Below are 18966 nucleotides of genomic sequence, written 5' to 3'. Positions count from 1 at the left end.
ACCACAAAAGCGTTTTAACTCCTTTGCTCTTCGCATAACTCAACGCATCTTTTATAGTTCCGCCATTCGACATGACATCCCATTCCCAGTCAATAAGTACATACGGCCAGTTCATCTTCACAGCCAGGTCAATGTATTCAATTACTCTCTTATAATCCTTTGAACCATGATTATATGCCCAATATACCCAGGCAGCGCTCCCGGGTTCTATCCATTTGGTGTCTTTAAAGGTGGCAGGTTCGCTCACATCGGTGATCAGGGTACTTTCTACCAGATCAGATAACCCGCCCACTATCAATACATGCCATTGTGATCTCCAGGGTAAACCTGAAACAACACCGCCATGCCAGCTCTTTTTTGCCGGAGCATAACTCACCTTATACAGGTTGGTATTCTGTATATTGTTGAGCCGGGTCCCGCAATTCTGCCTGCTTATACCCGCTTCTGAAATAAGCACCCATACGGGTTGATTGTTAACCTTATACAAGGCCGGGTAGCCCCATTCCCTGCTGTTCTTTTCATCGGTGCCGCTGGTATTAAACGGGTAAAATTTCTCATAGCCATAATCGTAGGGCTGCATCCATCTTGCCGTACCTTCAGGAATTGCATAAGCTGTCACTTCATCTTTGATAAATAAAGTAGAGTCGGACTTGTTAGGGAAAGTATACCTGAATGCGACCCCATTGTTATAAACCCTGAAAGTGATATCGAGGGGCTGTTTTGAAGCATTCTGGTAGTTGAATGTTTTTTCGGTGCCGAAATTTTCACAAAGCTTCCGTTTTCCGGTCAGCATCTCATATTGATCATGAATTGCAACGGCCTTATTCTCTCCAATGAATTTAAGATTAGATACGAATTCCTGATCCGCCCTTAATATGCCTAATGGCGAGGCGGGCAACACTTCAACATAAGCCCCCTTGCTTTTATACAATACTTTGAAATAAACCTGGCCTGTGGGTTGCATTTCTACAACTACCTTGATTTTTTTATCTGGTGATAAAACTTGTTGGGCATAACCCAACGAGCCTAAAAAAAGGCTCAGAACTAAAAATAAACTTTTCATTTAAATATATTTTATTGATTGGTTTAACATTGTCACGTGAAGACAGATTAAAAATGATATAACCTGGACAACTCGAGGGATACATGGTTTTTATTGAATTCAAGATAAAATAGGCAACTGTTTAATTTTGACTGGTGAAAAGTCGCCACTAATTAGTCTCCCTTATTAAGCAGTTAAATATTTGACTGCTTAATAAGGGAAGGCTTAATTCAATTGATTCTCAATTGGGCGATTTAATTAACAAATTTTAATTAAGAATTATAAATCTGTTGGATTTTACTGAACATATTTAATTGCAGGAGATACTAGGATCGGAGCCATCCCAAAGAGTGGCTTTGAAAGAATTTCGCATAGTAATTCATTAGCTACCGTTATTTCGTGAAATTACTGACACCCTTGGATCTTATTCTCCTTATATTCCCCTGCCTATCGAAGTTTAAGCTATCAATACATAACTGTCGAAGAACGTATTCCTTACGTTGCGGAAGTATCCGATGGTACAAAATATAGTCTTGGCCTTTTTCAGTAAAAACAGTATTGTGTCCCGGGCCATAAATCGTACTATCTGATGATGTAGATAAAATCGGGTTATTTTTACCTGTAACAAACGGTCCGAGTGGACTATTGGAAACGGCATAACCAATTTTGTACGTTGCATCTATCGCTTTTCCATAAGAAAACATTAAATAATATTTACCCTTACGCTTAATCATATGTGGTGCTTCAAAGTATAATGGTGGGGTCACCTCTATTGCTTTTCCATCAAAAGAAACCATATCATCCTTAAGTTTTACAGCCATGCAATGACCATTCACCCATCCAAAGCCAGAGCCCCAATATAAGTATGCTTTTCCATCTGTGTCAATAAAGCAATCGGCATCTATATTATGTACTTGCGGAAAATCCGTGTATTTAACCAAAGGAGAGTTATCTGCCTTCGCATTTTTCCATGGGCCTAAAGGTGTTTTACTTACACCCGCCCAAATTTCACTTCCTACCGCTACATACATATAGTATTTACCGTTTGAAGCCTTTCTAACAGAAGGAGCCCAAACCATATTTTTTTGAGAAGTAGGACTTGTACAACTTTTTTTGGTAGGCCAATTAAGATGATGTTGTTTAAAGTGTTTAAAATCCTTAGTTTCTAAAACACCAAGTTCATTGCCCCCCCAGGGGTCCGTTGTAGCATAGATAAAATAGGTGTTTCCATCTTTAACAATGCATGGGTCTGCATAAAATCCACTTGTAATAGGGTTACTAATAAAACTTTTTGCTGTGGTTTGTCCTATAGTGTTTGTACATGTTAATAAGAGTACAAACGACAATACAGGGAATATTTTTTTAAACATAATTATGAAATTTAAATTTGATGAATATCTTTAAAATTTGTTTTAATTAACAGGTTTCAGTATGATCGCCTCGCCACCTTTTGCAGAGACACTTAATTGCAAGCTGTCCCCAAACTTGCATTGTGCGTGATCTTTTTGAATACCACGTTTCCCATCATCTTTGTACCGTACCATATCATATTTTTTTCCCTTTTCAATAAAATCTAACTTTATCTGCGTGCTTTGGTCTGTTAATCCGCTGACACTACCTAAGTACCAAACATCTCCTTTGCGACGAGCTACTGTTATGGATTTGCCGATGTCTCCAGCTAAATACTTTGATTCATCCCATACTGTAGGAACATATTTGAAAAATTCGACGTCTATTCCCTCCGGATCGTATTCAAGTGGTCGCCCGTACCAGAACATTGCTTGCAGTGGATCAAAATATACTACTGTCAAGGCCAGTTGTTGCCCCTTACTCACTTTTACATTTTTACTATAGGCGTTCGTGGCGTTAGGGTAACAAAATGTAAAATCCGCAGCTCCGGCAAGAAATCTTGTATACGGTAATACGGTATTATGAAATGCATCAGGGCTATTTTCATCCCCTCTGATTCCTTCCTGGCTAAGTTGAAACGGATAACGGCGTGCCAAACCCGTAGGCTTATAATGATCGTGTACGTTGATCACAAATCCATATGCACTCACTTTGGCAATTGTGGAGTCCAGCCACGAAAGGCCTTTTTGAGTCCCACCATCAACAAACCCAAACTTTATGCCTTTAATTCCCCAATTTTTAAACACGGGCAAAAAGGTTTCTAGCCTTGTTCTTAATTGATTGTAACCAACGTATAATATTACATCTACTCCTTTGTCTTTGGCATAGCTGACTATTTTTGGCATATCAATAGCAGGGATAGGCTGGGTTGGATCAGAAGACATATTCCATTCCGAGCCATACCATCCGCCATCGAGCATTATATATTGGAAATTCATCTTGGCCGCAAGATCAACACCGTCCATCGCAGCCTGTGTGCTTAATTGAACACGGAATACCTTACCTGGCTTGATGTTCAAAGGCACTTCTTGGTTTAGTGGTGTCACCAGTTTCAAGTTTAGCTCGCTAAAATTGTGTAGTTCAATAGCAGAATTTGCATAGCTGATCGTGCGCCAGGGTGTTACCAAGCTATCTTTAAATAGAACAAGCGTATCGATTTGAATATGGGAGACCTTATGATCCCGGTATAGCGTGTCAGTATAAAAGTTAAGCTTAAGGCTATTTTTAGTCGTCCCTTTTACCAGCACACATTTAGTGTAATTCCTATTTTCTGCTTCTCCTATACTAATAAAACCTCCATTCACTGCCAGTGTAGAAGGTAGATCGCTGGTGCTTTGAAGTGAGTCGATCAAAAGTGGCCGAAAAATTGATTCTTCATGGTATTGATAGATCGTGAAAGGCACAGTCAAATTAAAAGTTGTCAATTCTTGCTTTAATCTAACTTGCCGACCCTTCAGATCCTTGCATATGTACTTAAATGCCAGGCTCCCGTTGTACATTCTTGCAATGATCATGTACCTCACATCACTGGTTCGGCAGTTTAAAATAATTTCGTTATAATAATTTTCAATAACACTGTTTTCTCCAAGCGGCCATTTGAATGTTTCCGTGTGCTTTATTTTGTCCACGGATTCTATACTTATTCCCAAATCCATTTTTAGTTGGTCTGTTTCCAATCCGAGTCGCGACCAATTGAGCACAGTTTTGCCTCCGATGCTTAGTCGGTAGAGCAATTGGTTTTGCTCATTTAGCGCAAAGGTTGCTTTTGACTTGCTATCAAGGGATGTAACCTCGGCAATAACTTTTTCCCGGCCTTTTGCTTTAACGGGAATAAAAATCATAAAGAATAAGAATAGGGACAGTAAAATTATCCTACATACAATTTTGTTGTTGGTAATATTCATAACTTAAATAAAAAGGACTAAATAAAGCGGTTTATAAAAACAGGATCATATCTGAATTATAAAAGATACAAAACATGATCAATAAATGATTCGGTAAGTTTAGCACTTAATATTTAATAAAAAACGGATGGCAGAAGAAAGCGACATTTTGTCCCCTCTATTCGATGCGATGCACCCCCTCATTGCTTGTGTTTCTCCTCCTATATTCGACTATTATAAATCAAAGGCATAGTATACCGGTAGAAGATCATAAGACAAGATTATTGATGCGTATCTGTCATTGACGGGAAACCGTCCCTTTGGCTTACTTCGTTGTACTGTTCTGGTATTACTTGGATCGTCTGAATATCATGGCTCCGTTGTCATTTATATAGACGATCAATCCGGACTGTGATTTTGTAACTATGGTAACCAAAGAAATAGAAATGTATCGAAGTTTTAGACAGAAGTCCCATCGCTTCTTTATTTTTACCTGCCCCGGAATTATTTTAAGTCATGATAAATACGAGTTTGTAGCATCATTTTTTTGACATCAATAAATAATGACTAACTTCAACTAAACCAACGTTGTCCTTTAAATCTAAAACGTTTTCAAAACTAACTGCCAATCCATTGGTGTACTTATTTAGAATGAGATATAATCCCGGTCTGATCATTTTATTTTTAACCCTGTTATTCAGAGAATCTGCTAAAGGGCAGTCAGTTTCGAATATGGGAATCGAAAACGGCCTTTCCAATAATACAGTGACTTCCATTTACAAGGATCAGACTGGTTTAATGTGGTTCGGCACCATTGATGGTCTAAACCGTTATGACGGGTATACTTTCAAAGTTTTCAGAAGTATATATGAAGATGAGAGCACCTTGCCGGACGATGCAGTTACCTGTATTAATTCAGATAAAAATCAGAATATCTGGGTGGGTACCCAACACGGTTTAGGGATACAAAATAGCAAGACTCAAAAATTTTCACCGCTCTTTTTTACGGATAGTTTGCAACATAAGCAACGTCTCAGGGAATTTGTTTATGCTATCACGCGTGACGAAGCAGGTACCATGTATGTAGGGACGCGTGCAAATGGATTGTTGGTAACTACCAATGGTACCTTGGCGAGGCAAATCCCGCTTTTACAAAAGAATAAAAAAAATAGCCATTCCTATAGCGTCACCGCCAACGCGATAGGGAGCGGTCATCAGGTTTGGGCTGCCGTATTCAAAATCGGTCTTTGCAAGTTTAATAAAGAATCAAACACATTGACCGTCGTGGTACAAGATCTGCCGCCCGTTATTGCGATGACCACAGACCCAGGGGGTAATATTTTTATTGGAACCGGAAAAGGGCTATTCGTGTATCAGCCACAGAATGGTCATTTAAGAAAAATAGATATGGGGGTATTTTCCAATGCCAAGATCAACGGTTTGTTAATTGATAAGGCAAAAATACTCTGGGTGATGACAGATGGACAGGGCATTTTTAAAATGGGCGTTATTTCAGATCAGGCTAAAATTATCGCTCATTTAGGTTTTGAAACCTTAACCAGCAATGCGACCCATAGCATGTATGAAGATGAACTCTCCAGATTGTGGGTAGGTACCTTAAGAGGGGGGATCGATATATTGAACGATAAAACCAAACAATTTCATACCTACAGGCACGATCCGGTCAACGCTAATAGTTTAGTGAACGATTTTACCTTTTCATTTTGCGAAGACAAGGATCAACATGTTTGGATAGGTACCGATGGTGGGGGCATAAGCGTATGGGATAGAAAACTAAATTCTTTTAAAAATTACACTTTTAAGCAGTCCGCAGATCAAAGCTTTAATGAGAACTACGTGACCAGTATTATTCAAGATGACGAGCAAAATATGTGGCTTTCCACCTATGGGCCCGGCGTTCTTCGGTTCAATGTCAAAAAACAATCTTTTGAAAATATCCCCTTCAAAGGCCGTGATAAGATCAACCCTGTCTGGAAGGTCTACAAAGATCATCATAATGAAATATGGGCTGTCTGCGGTCCCAGCATATCCAGTTTATACAGGTTTGAACCTAAACAGAATGAATTTGTTCCGGCCCCGTTTAAAATTAATGAGGTAACCCTCGCTATTGTCGACGACGGCCCTGATAATTTTTGGCTTGGTACATTTGATGGTAATCTAATTCATGCGAGCAAGCGTTCCGGTATTGACAAAACGATCAATCTGAATACATCCATCAGAACTTTGTATGTCAGCAAAAAAGGAACACTTTGGATCGGCACTTACGGACGTGGCTTGTTTGCATACGATCATTTGTCCGGGCGGTTCAAAAATTATGCGGAAGCAAATGGGCTATGTAATAATAAGGTTTTAAACATAGAAGAAGATGATAAAGGTAATTTATGGATGAGCACTTTTAACGGCCTGTCTAAATTGACGCCTTCTACCGGTAAAATTGAAAATTTTTACGGTGTAGACGGCCTACAGTCGAATCAGTTTTATTATAACGCTTCGGCAAAGTTAAGGTCAGGAGAGCTGATCTTCGGAGGCATTAAGGGATTCACTATTTTTAATCCAGATAGTATTAAGCAGTTTCATAATTTCCCCCAGCTGATTTTGTCTGATCTGAGGGTAGCCAATACTTCGGTTGATGCAGGTAGTGAATTTTTTCCGGGCGCTACAAATACCTATCATATTGATCGCATCGTGCTTCCTTATGACAAAGCCATATTGTCGCTGGATTTTGTCGCACTCGAATATTCCCTTCCGGCGAAGATCCAGTATGCTTACTTCCTGAAAGGGAGAGACAAAACCTGGAACAATATCGGAAACCAGCATACGATCAATTATTCCCGGTTTAATGAGGGTAATTATGTGCTCAAAATCAAGTCGACAAATGCATCGGGTGTTTGGAATCCGAAAGAGTTAACGATTTTGATCACGGTGCTTCCACCCTGGTACCGTTCCTGGCCCGCCTATCTGTTCTATCTATCAGTGATCCTGTTTTTACTGTACTGTTATCATTATTATCAGAAAAAGCAAACCCAGCTTCACTACGAGGTGAAACTGGCCTCAGAATTGTATGAAAAGAAAATATCATTTTTTACCAATATATCTCATGAACTCAGAACGCCGCTCACGCTGATCATCAACCCGATAAAAGAACTGCTACATAGTAATCGGGATAATGTTGACCTCATCGATATCAGCGCCGTATACCGTAATTCACGTCGTTTATTAAGCCTGGTCGATCAACTTTTGTTGTTCCGTTCTTCAGAGAACGAAATCTCGGAAATTCAGCCATCGGTATTGAACTTGATCGATGTTTATTATGAGGTTTTTCTTTGCTTCAACAACCAGGTACAATCCAAACACCTTACCTACCAGTTTAAAGCACCTTCCGATGATATCAGGGTTTATGCCGACCGCGATAAACTGGAGATCGTCTTATTTAATCTTTTATCAAACGCGATCAAATATACGCCCACCAATGGCGCGGTAGCGTTACAGATCATAGATGGGGCGGACCATATTGAGATCCTGGTTACAGATAACGGTCCCGGAATACCGGAAGAAACGGGCGAAAAGTTGTTTGATAAGTTTTATCGCTTGCCCAAAGAAAAGGAGTCTACCGCACAGAGCGGTTTCGGGATAGGGCTATTTCTGGCCAAACGATACGTCGACGCCCATCTGGGAGAGTTATCCTTTACGAGCACCCTGGGCGAAGGTTCTACCTTTCGGATCCGTCTACCTAAAACATCTATACCCGAACAGTATACCAGTGAAAATCAGTTGGTACAAAGTTCAGTGGGCCACAATGCATTGCTGCATGAGTTGATCGCAGAGCCGGAAACAGACCATTCCCAAAACCTAAAGACCGATCAATATGTTGGCGAGATACTCAGTGATATTGAAAATAAAAAAGCCGTTATCCTGCTTATTGACGATGACGCCGAAATGAGAACTTATATCAAAAGTTTATTGCGTGATGTTTACGTCGTTCACGAGGCCGAGAATGCCGAATCCGGGTTTGAAACTGCCGTCGGCTTTGAGCCGGATATTATTCTATGTGACGTGGTCATGCCCGGAATGAGCGGCGTGGAGTTCTGTTTAAGGGTCAAAGAATCTTCTTCGCTGAACCATATACCCGTGATCTTGCTGACGGGAACTTCCTCTCCTGAGATTAAATTGAAGGGTATTGAATGCGGTGCCGATGACTATATTACCAAGCCATTTGAGAGCGCACTGCTGTTGGCCAGGATCAAAAGTATGCTGAAGGGGCGCGATACGCTTAAAGATTACTTTTTAAACGAGGTCACCCTTAGAAACAACAACCTGAAGATCCCATCAGAATACAGTGATTTCCTTGCGAAATGTATCGCCATTATTGAAAAGCATCTGAATGACGAGAGCTTTTCGCTAAAAACCTTTACGGAGGAGATCGGAATGAGCAGGTCCCCTCTTTCCCGTAAGATCAGGTCGATCTCTGGTTTGTCGATTTCGGAATTTATCAGGTACATCAGGCTCCGAAAAGCAGCTGAACTCATGATCCAAACAGACATGCATATTAAGGAGATCGCGTATCTTTGTGGTTTTCAGGATGTCAGATACTTCCGCGAACAGTTTCATAAACTATTCGAAATGAGGCCATCGGACTTTATCCGTAAATACCGAAATGCATTTATCCCAACGCTTAAAATAAATTTGCCGATTACCAGCCAGAAAATAAAAAATTAAAGTCATGGAATCCGCCCCATCAAAACAGATGTGCTGAGAGATGGTGTGATAAGTCAAGCGGAATGTTCTGCCGTACCCCGGATGAATTAGATACAGGGCTACGCATGCTTTTTATGCTGATCATACGGCAAACCCAACTTGCTTAAATGGCTAATATGCTCTTCAATGAAGTCCTACAGGTACTTACACTCAATGTAGGTTAATATCCTTTGCCTTTCGTTTATCCGGCTTTCTTTGAATAACCATCCTGATTGTCCCCTGTAATCAAGCACTTTGCCTCCCCTCTGTCTTTATTTTTAGCCCTAGGTTTGGCTTACAATTATACCGGAAATCGAATCGGACTGTACCATCGGTAAGCTTTTTTGCGGCGAGTTGCCAGGAATTGTGAATTATCGTTTGACAAAGCTGTTGCCGATTTTAAAACCATTTAACCCACAATTATGAAAAGAAAAGTACACGATTTTTTGAAAGGAATTGCTTTGGTCATTTTCTTGTTGGCCTGCCAGGTGGCCCGCGGACAGACCTTTGTCCATCCGGGTATAGGCCTTAACCAAGCCGATCTTAACCAGTTGAAAGCCAACATTACCAGGGAGCCCTGGCTTTCGGCTTACAATGCATTTAAGGGTGACAGCAAGTCTCAGCTAAGCTACGCTATGCAAGGGCCATATGCAACGGTAAGCCGTGCTCCGTCCCTAAATAACAATGCGTGGATAAACGATATGGTTGCTATCCGCAACCTGGCCTTTATGTACGTTTTTACCGGGGATAGTGCATACGCCCGAAAAGCAACCAATATGCTGGATGCCTGGGCGGTTACCAACACCTATTGGGGCGGTAATGAAAATAGATTGGACATTGGTGACCATGCCCAGGATTGGGGCGTTGGAGCTGAAATACTCCGCTATACTTTTCCCGGCTGGACCGCGGCCAATACACAACATGTGGAAAACTATTTCGCTAATATCTTATTTCCGACATCCTCTGTACCTAATCCATTATACGACCAGAACAAAGGCGCTCTTCAGTTAAAAATAGCCCTGGCCGCATCGATTTTCTGTAATAATGCCACCCGGTTTAACCAAGCGATTGAAGTGTACCGGATGGATGCCGGCGGAGGCATGCGCAACTCGCTGCCCAATGGCGAAGTAGGAGATACAGGCCGCGACGGCCACTGGCGCATACAGGCAGCGGCCCTGGCATGGGGTGCAGAAGTTGCCTACAAGCAGGGGGTGGATATGTTTGCTGAGTTAGAAAACCGGGTATATGCTATCGGCGAACTGTATCATAAATATTGTTTTGACGGAGCTACCATGACCTATATTCCGTTTGGAGGTTATGCCAGTTATTGGCGCAACTGGGGCATTCAGCCCGGAGATAGGTTTGGCGATATGACTAATCTTATTTACAGCGCTTATAATATACGAAAGGGCATACCTACCCCTAATACCGACAGGATGCGGGCCGCTTTGGGTGGCGCCGGTGGTGATTTCCTATATTTGAAATCATCGGATACTTCTACCGCGGTTAAATTGCCTCAGGTATATTACCCTGCCGATCATGTGCAGGCGGTAAACAGCGGCCTGACCAATATCGACATCGGCAATACCGGACTTGCAGGAAGCGCTTCGTTCAATAACGGGCTATGGACACTTAAAGGTGCCGGAACATCCACCAGTACAGCCTTCAGTTTCAACTTTAAAAAAGTTAGCGGCGATGCAGGCCTGGTGGTAAAGGTGGAGAATATGTCGCTAAATACCGGGGGCTGCGGCGTTATGTTACGCACATCGCTGGCGCCCGGTTCCGCTTTTTGGGATATTTTTCTTAAGGCTACCGGCGGGGTAGGGAACCATGGATACCCCAAAGCACCCTGGTGGTTAAAAATAGAACGTGTAGGTACCCGCATATTCGCGTACCATTCGGAGGATGGGGTTAATTGGACCAATCTTAGTTGCTGGTATTCAGCAACGGGTTTCCCAACTGATTTATATGCGGGATTTTATACCCTCTCAAACAATACATCGGCGCTGAATACCGCCACGTTCAGTGGTGTGGCGTATAGCCAAACCGCACCTGCGGGTTCACCGGAGATCAGCAGTGCTACCACTGCCACAACCACCATTGGCCTACCTTTCAGTTATAATATCAGTGCCAGTGCTAATCCATCTTCTTATAGTGCCAGCGGTTTGCCGGCAGGTCTTAGCCTTAATACGTCTACCGGTATTATTTCGGGTACACCTACGGCAATAGGACAAAGCGAAGTAACGCTAACTGCTACCAATGCCAGCGGCAGCGGCACTGCAACTTTGATTCTGAAAGTGCTCAATAACGCGCCCCCTGCAGCGATCACTGCTGCTGTGGCATCAGTGGTTAATACCACACAGATCAAACTTAGCTGGCCAACTTCAGCGAATGCTACCAGTTATTCGGTAAAACGTTCGCTAACAGCGGGAGGCCCATATACCACTATTCAGGCAGCTATTAACCTCACCAGTTTTACAGATCTCTCTCCTGCACCCGAAGTAAATAACTATTATGTCATTACGGCATTTACAGGTGATATGGAAAGTGGTAATTCCAACGAAGTTTTTGCTACCGTTCCTCCTGCAATTCCCGGTCACCTTGTTGCAACAAGTCAAAGCGACCGCATCAACCTTTCATGGGATGCTGCTAACGGCGCCGCTTCGTATAAAGTAAAACGTGGTACTGCAACTGGTGGCCCGTATACTACGATAGCAACGGTTGGCACAAACAGCTATACCGACGCAAATGTTACCATTGGCAGTCCATACTACTATGTAGTTTCTTCTTTAGGAACTACAAAGGAAAGTGCTAATTCACCCGAAGCTTTCGGCGTACCGGGGTCAAGTTCATCTGTATGGAGTTCAACGCCAGTTACAGATTCATTGAACCTTGCACGCAATTGGGCTCAAAATGCGATTCCGGTAAACCCGGCCATTTTAACCTTTAATGCAACAAGTGATAGTACTTTAACCAATGATATCAACGGCTTGGTGGCCTCAAGGATTGAATTTGCATCAGATGCGAATGCCTACACTATTGCAGGTAATTCTTTAAACCTGAAAAATGACCTGGTTAACAATTCATCAAGTATACAGACCATAACTGCCCCGTTAGTGCTAACGGAGCAGTTAAGTGTGAATACCGGAGGCGGCGTTGTTTTGAACGGGGCAATAAGCGGTATAGGTTCTTTAAGGATGAACTCTTGGGGTAATTTATATATTAACGGAAGCAATAGTACCTATTCAGGAAATACGACGATTATTAGTGGTAAGGTAATTGCATCGGGCACAGGAACCGGAATGCCCAGCCACCCTACAGCAGGGCCATTTGGCACAGGCATCATCCGGATGAACGGAGGGCTGCTACAGGCTCCGCCCACTGCGGGCCTAACATTATATAACGACATAGAAGTATTGCCTGGAGTCAGAAGTGGTCTGTATCTGGATAATTATGCAATAACTCTTTACGGAAAACTATTAGGTTCAGGTAGCATAGCATATGACTCAAATAACTACCCCGGTTTGAATTTGTATGGAGATAATAGCGGGTTTACCGGTACCTTTGTCTCCATATTTAGAAGTGGGGCCCTGCGGCTGCGCTTCATGGTTCCCGAATCGGGAAGTGCAAAGGCAAGCTGGTTGCTGGATGCTAATGCGCCCGATTGCCAAAGTATAGGTTTTAAAACCGGAACATTGAATTTTGGATCCCTTAGCGGGCGGGGTTATATCAGGAACGATGCGGGTGGCGCGCCTGTTATCAGTATCGGTGCCCTGAATTCATATTCCGACTATGGAGGAATCATTGACGCTCTTGGTACTAATCTGACCGTTGAAAAAGTAGGTACAGGAACTTTGCGAATGTACGGTAACCAGGCCTACCATGGAACTACTACTGTAAAAAAGGGGAAGCTATCAATAGCTAATGATGCAGCCAGCGGGGTTTTTCCCAGTCCGATAATTGTACAGGAAGGTTCACTGGGAGGCACGGGAGTAATTCAGTCATCGGCTACCATTGGAACCGGAAGCGGACCAGGTGCGATATTAGAACCTGGAGTGTCAAATATCGGCACCTTAAGTGTTGGCGCTCTTACTTTAAAGGCCGATGCGACTTATCAGGCAGAACTTAACCTGGGTACAGCAGTAGGCGATAAAGTTACAGCAACAAGTGTGACCTTATTAAGCAGTCCGACACTTCAGTTAATTCCGATCTCGGGTACATTACCATTAGGAACTTCGTATACCATTGTCAACAATACAGGAACCTTAGCTATAAACGGTATTTTTAAAGATCAGCCTGAAATGTCTCTTATTTCGACAGGTGGCTACGATTTCCGTATTACCTACAAAGGAGGAACCGGTAATGATGTGGTATTGCTTGACGATCGTACAAAGGGGGTAACCATTACCAGTGCATCAGCAGATACAGCTTTGCAAGGCAAGGCTTATAACTATACAATTACTGCTATTAAATCCCCGACTAGCTTCTCGGCAAGCGGCCTTCCGGCTGGCCTTACCGTAAATACAACTACGGGCGTTATTTCAGGTGTTCCTGCACAGTCAGGCTCATTTCCGGTTACGCTTACTGCATCAAATGGTAGTACCGCAGATACTGCAAAGCTTAGCTTAACGATACAAAGCAGCATTGTGGGCAACATACAGGCAACTGTAGGTGATGCTCAAACTATACTTTCATGGGATTTGATCGCCAACTCTAACTACACTTATCATGTTAAACGTTCTGTAACATCTGGTGGTCCTTATACAACCATTGGAAGTACCAATACCAGCACTTCAAGTTTTATGGATGTTGGCGTGAACAACGGCACTGCCTATTACTATGTAATAGCCTCGGCAGATAGTATCAGTGAAAATTCGAACTCAGCAGAGGTCCGCGCAATGCCGTTTGTAAGCAAATACGGCTACTGGCCTTTTGATGAAGCCAGCGGTATTACGACTACGGATGTTTGGAATAGCCGTAAAGGTACACTGAACACCAATGCTACCTGGGTAGCCGGTAAATTCAATACTGCACTTCATTTTGATGGTACAGCGAGCAGTTATGCCACGCTTCCTGCCGGAGTAGTAAGTACATTAACAGATTTTACTATTTCCGCATGGGTTAAGCTGGATGCCCTTTCAACCTCGGGACGTATCTTTGACTTTGGCTCGGGTACTACTAACAATATGATGCTGACACCTAAGAGTAGCACAGGATATCCGCGTTATGACATTTACACAGGTGGCGTGGACAATCAGATCAACTGCACCACGGCCATATCAACCGGAACATGGACACATTTTGCCGTAACGTCATCGGGCTCAGTAGCCATCCTCTATGTTAATGGTGTAGAGGTAGGTCGCAACAGCGCCATGACGCTTAACCCTTCGGTTATGGGCAATACGACCCTGAATTATATCGGCAAGTCGCAATGGTCTGTTGACCCTATTTTGAATGGAGCCGTAGATGATTTCAGGATCTATAGCAAGGCGCTTACGCCAACAGAAATAAACGTGCTGAAGAATGTACAGAGCCAAACCATTACATTTAACGCGCTTGCTCAGGAAATGGTTGGCAACGCTGATGTAGATCCTGCTGCCACTGCAAGTTCAGGTTTAGCGGTAAGCTATACCAGCAGCGATACCACTATCGCCAAGATAATTAATAATAAAATACATGCAAAAGCAGCCGGATCAATTACCATAACCGCATTGCAGGCCGGCAATGGTTTTTATGCAGGAACAACAAAAGCCCAAATTTTATCCATATTAGGGCCTCCGCCAATACCGGTTGTTACTGCTTTATCCACTACGCAGGTTATATTGAGCTGGGGCTCAAGCACCGGAGCTACCAGTTATAACGTTAAGCGTTCAACAGTAAGCGGCGGACCGTATACGACTATCGCAAGTCCGACCTCGGCCACTTACACCGACGCGGCTGTGACCAAGGGTTCAACCTATTATTATGTTGTTACCTCGGTTAACGGTCTGGGCGAAAGCCAGGCGTCGGCACCGGCCATTGTGTTTGTTGGTAAGGCACTCACCGGTACACTTATTGGTACAACAGGCTCATGGAACAACAATTCCGCTACTACCATCGCTGCGGCGAGGGATAACAATTTGAATACTTACTTCGACGCTAACGTGGTAACCGGTGCATGGGTAGGGATTGATCTTGGTACTGATAGTAGCGCTGTAGTGTCATACGTAGGTTTTGCGCCTCGGGCTACTGTATCGTCACGTATGGTAAACGGGGTTTTTCAGGGTGCCAACAAGGCTGATTTCAGCGATGCTGTTACACTTACTACAATTACTACTGCACCCGCATATAGCGTGATCACAACACAAATTGTCTCTAATGCAGCGACGTATCGTTATTTGCGATACCTGGGGCCAACTAATGGTAGTTGTAACGTTGCTGAAGTTCAGTTCTGGGGTCAAAAGAAAGGAAATCAAACTATAACATTTAGCGCCATTCCTCAAAAAGAAATGGGCGATGTTGATTTTGATGCCAGCGCAACAGCAAGTTCAGGTTTACCTGTAAGTTACAGCAGCAGTAATAGCGCTGTAGCTACTATAGTCAATAATAACGTACATTTGGTGGGAACGGGAACAGCTACGATCACCGCGTCTCAGGTTGGTAATAACAATTATGCAATAGCACCAATAGCAAGCCAAACCTTAACCGTGGTTGCGGATCATACCGCACCAATAATAACATTGGTAACAGGTCCGGTTACTTTGGCCTTGGATGCAAGCGGCTCAAAAGCCGTTAGCCTTGCCAGTATTGCCACTGTGGTTGATAATTATACGGCATCACCTACGGTAACGCTAAGTCCTGCAAGCTTTACTTGCGCTACAACAGGCAGCCAAACTGTTACCATAACAGCTGCAGATGCTAATGGTAATATAAGTACAGCTACCAAAGCGGTAAGCGTAGTAGATAATATTGCTCCAACCGTTAAAACCCAAAACATTACAGTGAATCTGGATGCGACCGGTAAAGTAACTATTACCGAAGCACGGATCAATAATGGTTCAACTGATAATTGTTCGATCGCGACTTATGCTTTAAATAAGAAAACTTTCGACTGCTCAAACATTGGAGCTAACACGGTAACCTTAACGGCAACGGATGTCAGCGGAAACGCTTCCGCAGGAACGGCGTTCGTAACAGTTCAAGATACTATCGCGCCGATAGTTGTAACCCGTAACATCACGGCTAATCTGGATGCGACCGGCACAGCGACGATCACCGAAGCGCAGATCAATAATGGTTCGACCGACAATTGTTCGATCACGACTTATGCTTTGGATAAAAAAGTGTTCGATTGCTCGAATGTCGGACAAAACCCGGTTACTTTTACTGTAACTGATGGTAGCGGAAATTCATCAAGCGGCACAGCGATTGTAACTGTAATAGACACTGTTGCACCAGTAGTGGTAACGCAGAATATCTCCGTTACTTTAGATACCGCAGGAAGAGCAACAATTACCGAAACACAGATCAACAACGGATCAACGGACAATTGTTCGATTACCGCTTACACGTTAAACAAAAAGGTATTTGATTCCTCAAATGTTGGACAAAACACCGTAACCTTAACAGTAACCGATGTGAATGGGAACTCCTCAACAGGTATAGCGACTGTAACGGTAAACAAGTTGAATCAAGCCATTACATTCAACGAAATACCTCAAAAGAGCATTGCTGATTTAGATTTTGACGGCGGTGCAACCTCAAGTTCAGGTTTAGTGATCAGTTATACAACTGCAGACAGTACCGTTGCAACTATTGTAAACGGGAAAGTGCATATCACTGGAGCCGGCTCAACAACCGTCATCGCGTCTCAGACTGGCAATGGGACTTATCTGACAGCTACTCCGGCAAGCCAAAACCTTACCGTTAATAAACTGGCACAGAGCATCATGTTTAATGCTTTTTCTGCGAAAAGGCCAGGTGATGCCGATGTTACCCTTGCTGCAACCGCAAGTTCAGGCTTGTCCGTAACGTACACTAGTTCGAATACCAATGTAGCTGCCATCGTAAATGGTGCCTTACATATCACCGGTATTGGCTCCACTGTTATTACCGCTACCCAGGCTGGTAATAGTACTTACAACACAGCGACAGCCACCCAAACCTTCACGGTTATACCGCTTAACCTGCAGGTGCAATACCAGGATGGCGATGCAGGACAGTTAACAAATAACATTATTCGCCCGAACCTGAAGATTGTCAATGCCGATTCTGTAACTGTAGCTTATAACCAGATCACTATGCGTTATTGGTTTACCGCCGAAAACTATGCAGGCATGAACACCTGGATGGACTATGCACAGTTGGGCAATAGCAACGTCTCAATGAGATATGTAGCCTTAGCCCAGCCCTGCAATGGTGCATTGGGTTATATGGAATACAGTTTCCCATTGAGCGGCAACCTTTCGGCTGGCAGCAATACCGGGCCGATACAATCGCGGTTCGCCAACCAGGATTGGTCCAACTTTAACGAGAGCGACGACTATTCTTATCAAAACAGTACCAATTATGCCACCAATAATCATATTACTCTTTATCGCAATGGTATGTTAATCTGGGGTACAGAACCTGCCACCGTATCACCGGCAACGAGCCTGAGTGTTTCCTATCAGAATCAAAATCAATCCGCAAGCGGGAATACGATCAGCACTTATCTTTCTATTAATAACACCGGTAACCAAGCTGTCGCTTGTGGAGATGTGACTGCGCGCTACTGGTTTACCGAAGAGGGTACTCAAAGTCTCAACTATTGGATTGATTACGCCAAAAAAGGAAGCAGTAACATCAGCGGGAAATTTATTGCCTTAAGTCCTGTTCGCAATGGTGCCGATCATTACTTTGAAATAACCCTGAACGCTTCGGCAGGTGTACTTTATCCGCTAAGCAATTCGGGCAATATCCAGTACCGTATCGCGAAATCGGATTGGTCTAATTTTAACGAAGCCAATGACTACTCGTATGCAGCAAAAGATGTGATGCAGGGCAACAGCAAGATCACGGTGTATTACAAGGGAGTTTTGGTTTATGGAACGGAGCCAGCCGTGATGTCCGCAAACTCGATGACAAATGGTGCTGGAGATATCGCTTTGAAATTACCGCCAACGGTAGATATTAATAAGCCGCTTTCTGACAGATTGATCATTTATCCTAATCCAGTGGTTGATAGCCGTTTTTCAGTGAAGCTGACAAGCGACCTATTAAATCAAACGATAACGATGAAGATAAGGGACATTTATGGAAAGATGATGCAGACCAGTGCATTTAAAGCTGAAGGAGATACCTTACAGATACCGCTATTTGGAAGTTATCCTCCAGGCGTATACTTTGTTCAGTTCAACGATTTACCTTCTATCAGGATCCTGGTAACTCATTAAATTCAGGTAGCAATAATGAAATAAACTGTTTTTGTCTTCTTTAAAAAATCCCCCCGCAAATACAGCGGGGGGATTGCTTAATAAATTGTGATTAGCCATATTTCCAGACGAGACACAAAATTTAAAAAATGATCTGTTTAATAAACATCTTAATTAAAATAAATAATAACTCAATGATCAAATTATTAATTAAAAGCAATTTCGTTCTTATTATAGTATTAGGCCTTTGCCTATCAGCGCAGGCGCAATACAAAACAGACACTATTAAGCCTAACGGGCTATGGTTAGATGATCGTGGTAAACACGTACAGGCGCATGGCGGTGGAATTATAAAATTGGGCGATACCTATTATTGGTTTGGCGAAGACAGGGAAAAAGAAAATGATCCTGAGAAGCGCTATGTAGCCTGTTATTCTTCTACTGATTTAACCAATTGGACCTTCCGCAATAAAGTTATTCAAAC

At 43.0% G+C, this 18966-nt stretch carries 5 protein-coding genes and 1 pseudogene; 3 read left to right on the top strand and 3 right to left on the bottom strand.

What is annotated here, in order from left to right; translation table 11 throughout:
• The 3 genes from ABIN91_RS00030 to ABIN91_RS00020 form a co-directional block, all read right to left on the bottom strand.
• Nucleotides 1-1063, bottom strand: a 1063-nt coding sequence (locus tag ABIN91_RS00030) for a glycoside hydrolase family 97 N-terminal domain-containing protein (RefSeq protein WP_348047111.1), incomplete at its 3' end; no start/stop codon positions are given.
• Between the two features lie 371 nt (nucleotides 1064-1434).
• The gene (locus tag ABIN91_RS00025) at nucleotides 1435-2412 is read right to left on the bottom strand and encodes a family 43 glycosylhydrolase (protein WP_348047109.1); all 978 of its coding nucleotides are present in this window, start codon (nucleotides 2410-2412) and stop codon (nucleotides 1435-1437) included.
• 42 nt (nucleotides 2413-2454) lie between these two features.
• Entirely contained in the window at nucleotides 2455-4356 is a 1902-nt protein-coding gene (locus ABIN91_RS00020) for a glycoside hydrolase family 97 catalytic domain-containing protein (protein WP_348047107.1), read from the bottom strand.
• A 630-nt stretch (nucleotides 4357-4986) separates the two neighbouring features.
• Between ABIN91_RS00020 and ABIN91_RS00015 the strand changes: the two genes are divergently transcribed.
• The 3 genes and pseudogenes from ABIN91_RS00015 to ABIN91_RS00005 all read left to right on the top strand — a co-directional run.
• Nucleotides 4987-9072, top strand: coding sequence for a two-component regulator propeller domain-containing protein (locus tag ABIN91_RS00015; RefSeq protein WP_348047105.1), 4086 nt, complete (start codon nucleotides 4987-4989; stop codon nucleotides 9070-9072).
• Nucleotides 9073-9512: 440 nt separating this feature from the next.
• The gene (locus tag ABIN91_RS00010; RefSeq protein WP_348047103.1) at nucleotides 9513-18503 is read left to right on the top strand and encodes a cellulose binding domain-containing protein; all 8991 of its coding nucleotides are present in this window, start codon (nucleotides 9513-9515) and stop codon (nucleotides 18501-18503) included.
• A gap of 173 nt (nucleotides 18504-18676) precedes the next feature.
• Nucleotides 18677-18966 (top strand): annotated as a pseudogene (locus ABIN91_RS00005) (hypothetical protein); the annotation flags it as partial.

This window comes from Mucilaginibacter sp., assembly GCF_039921305.1.
GTDB lineage: Bacteria > Bacteroidota > Bacteroidia > Sphingobacteriales > Sphingobacteriaceae > Mucilaginibacter.
Note: the sequence above shows the minus strand (reverse complement) of the source record. Positions and strands in the feature narration are given on the sequence as shown.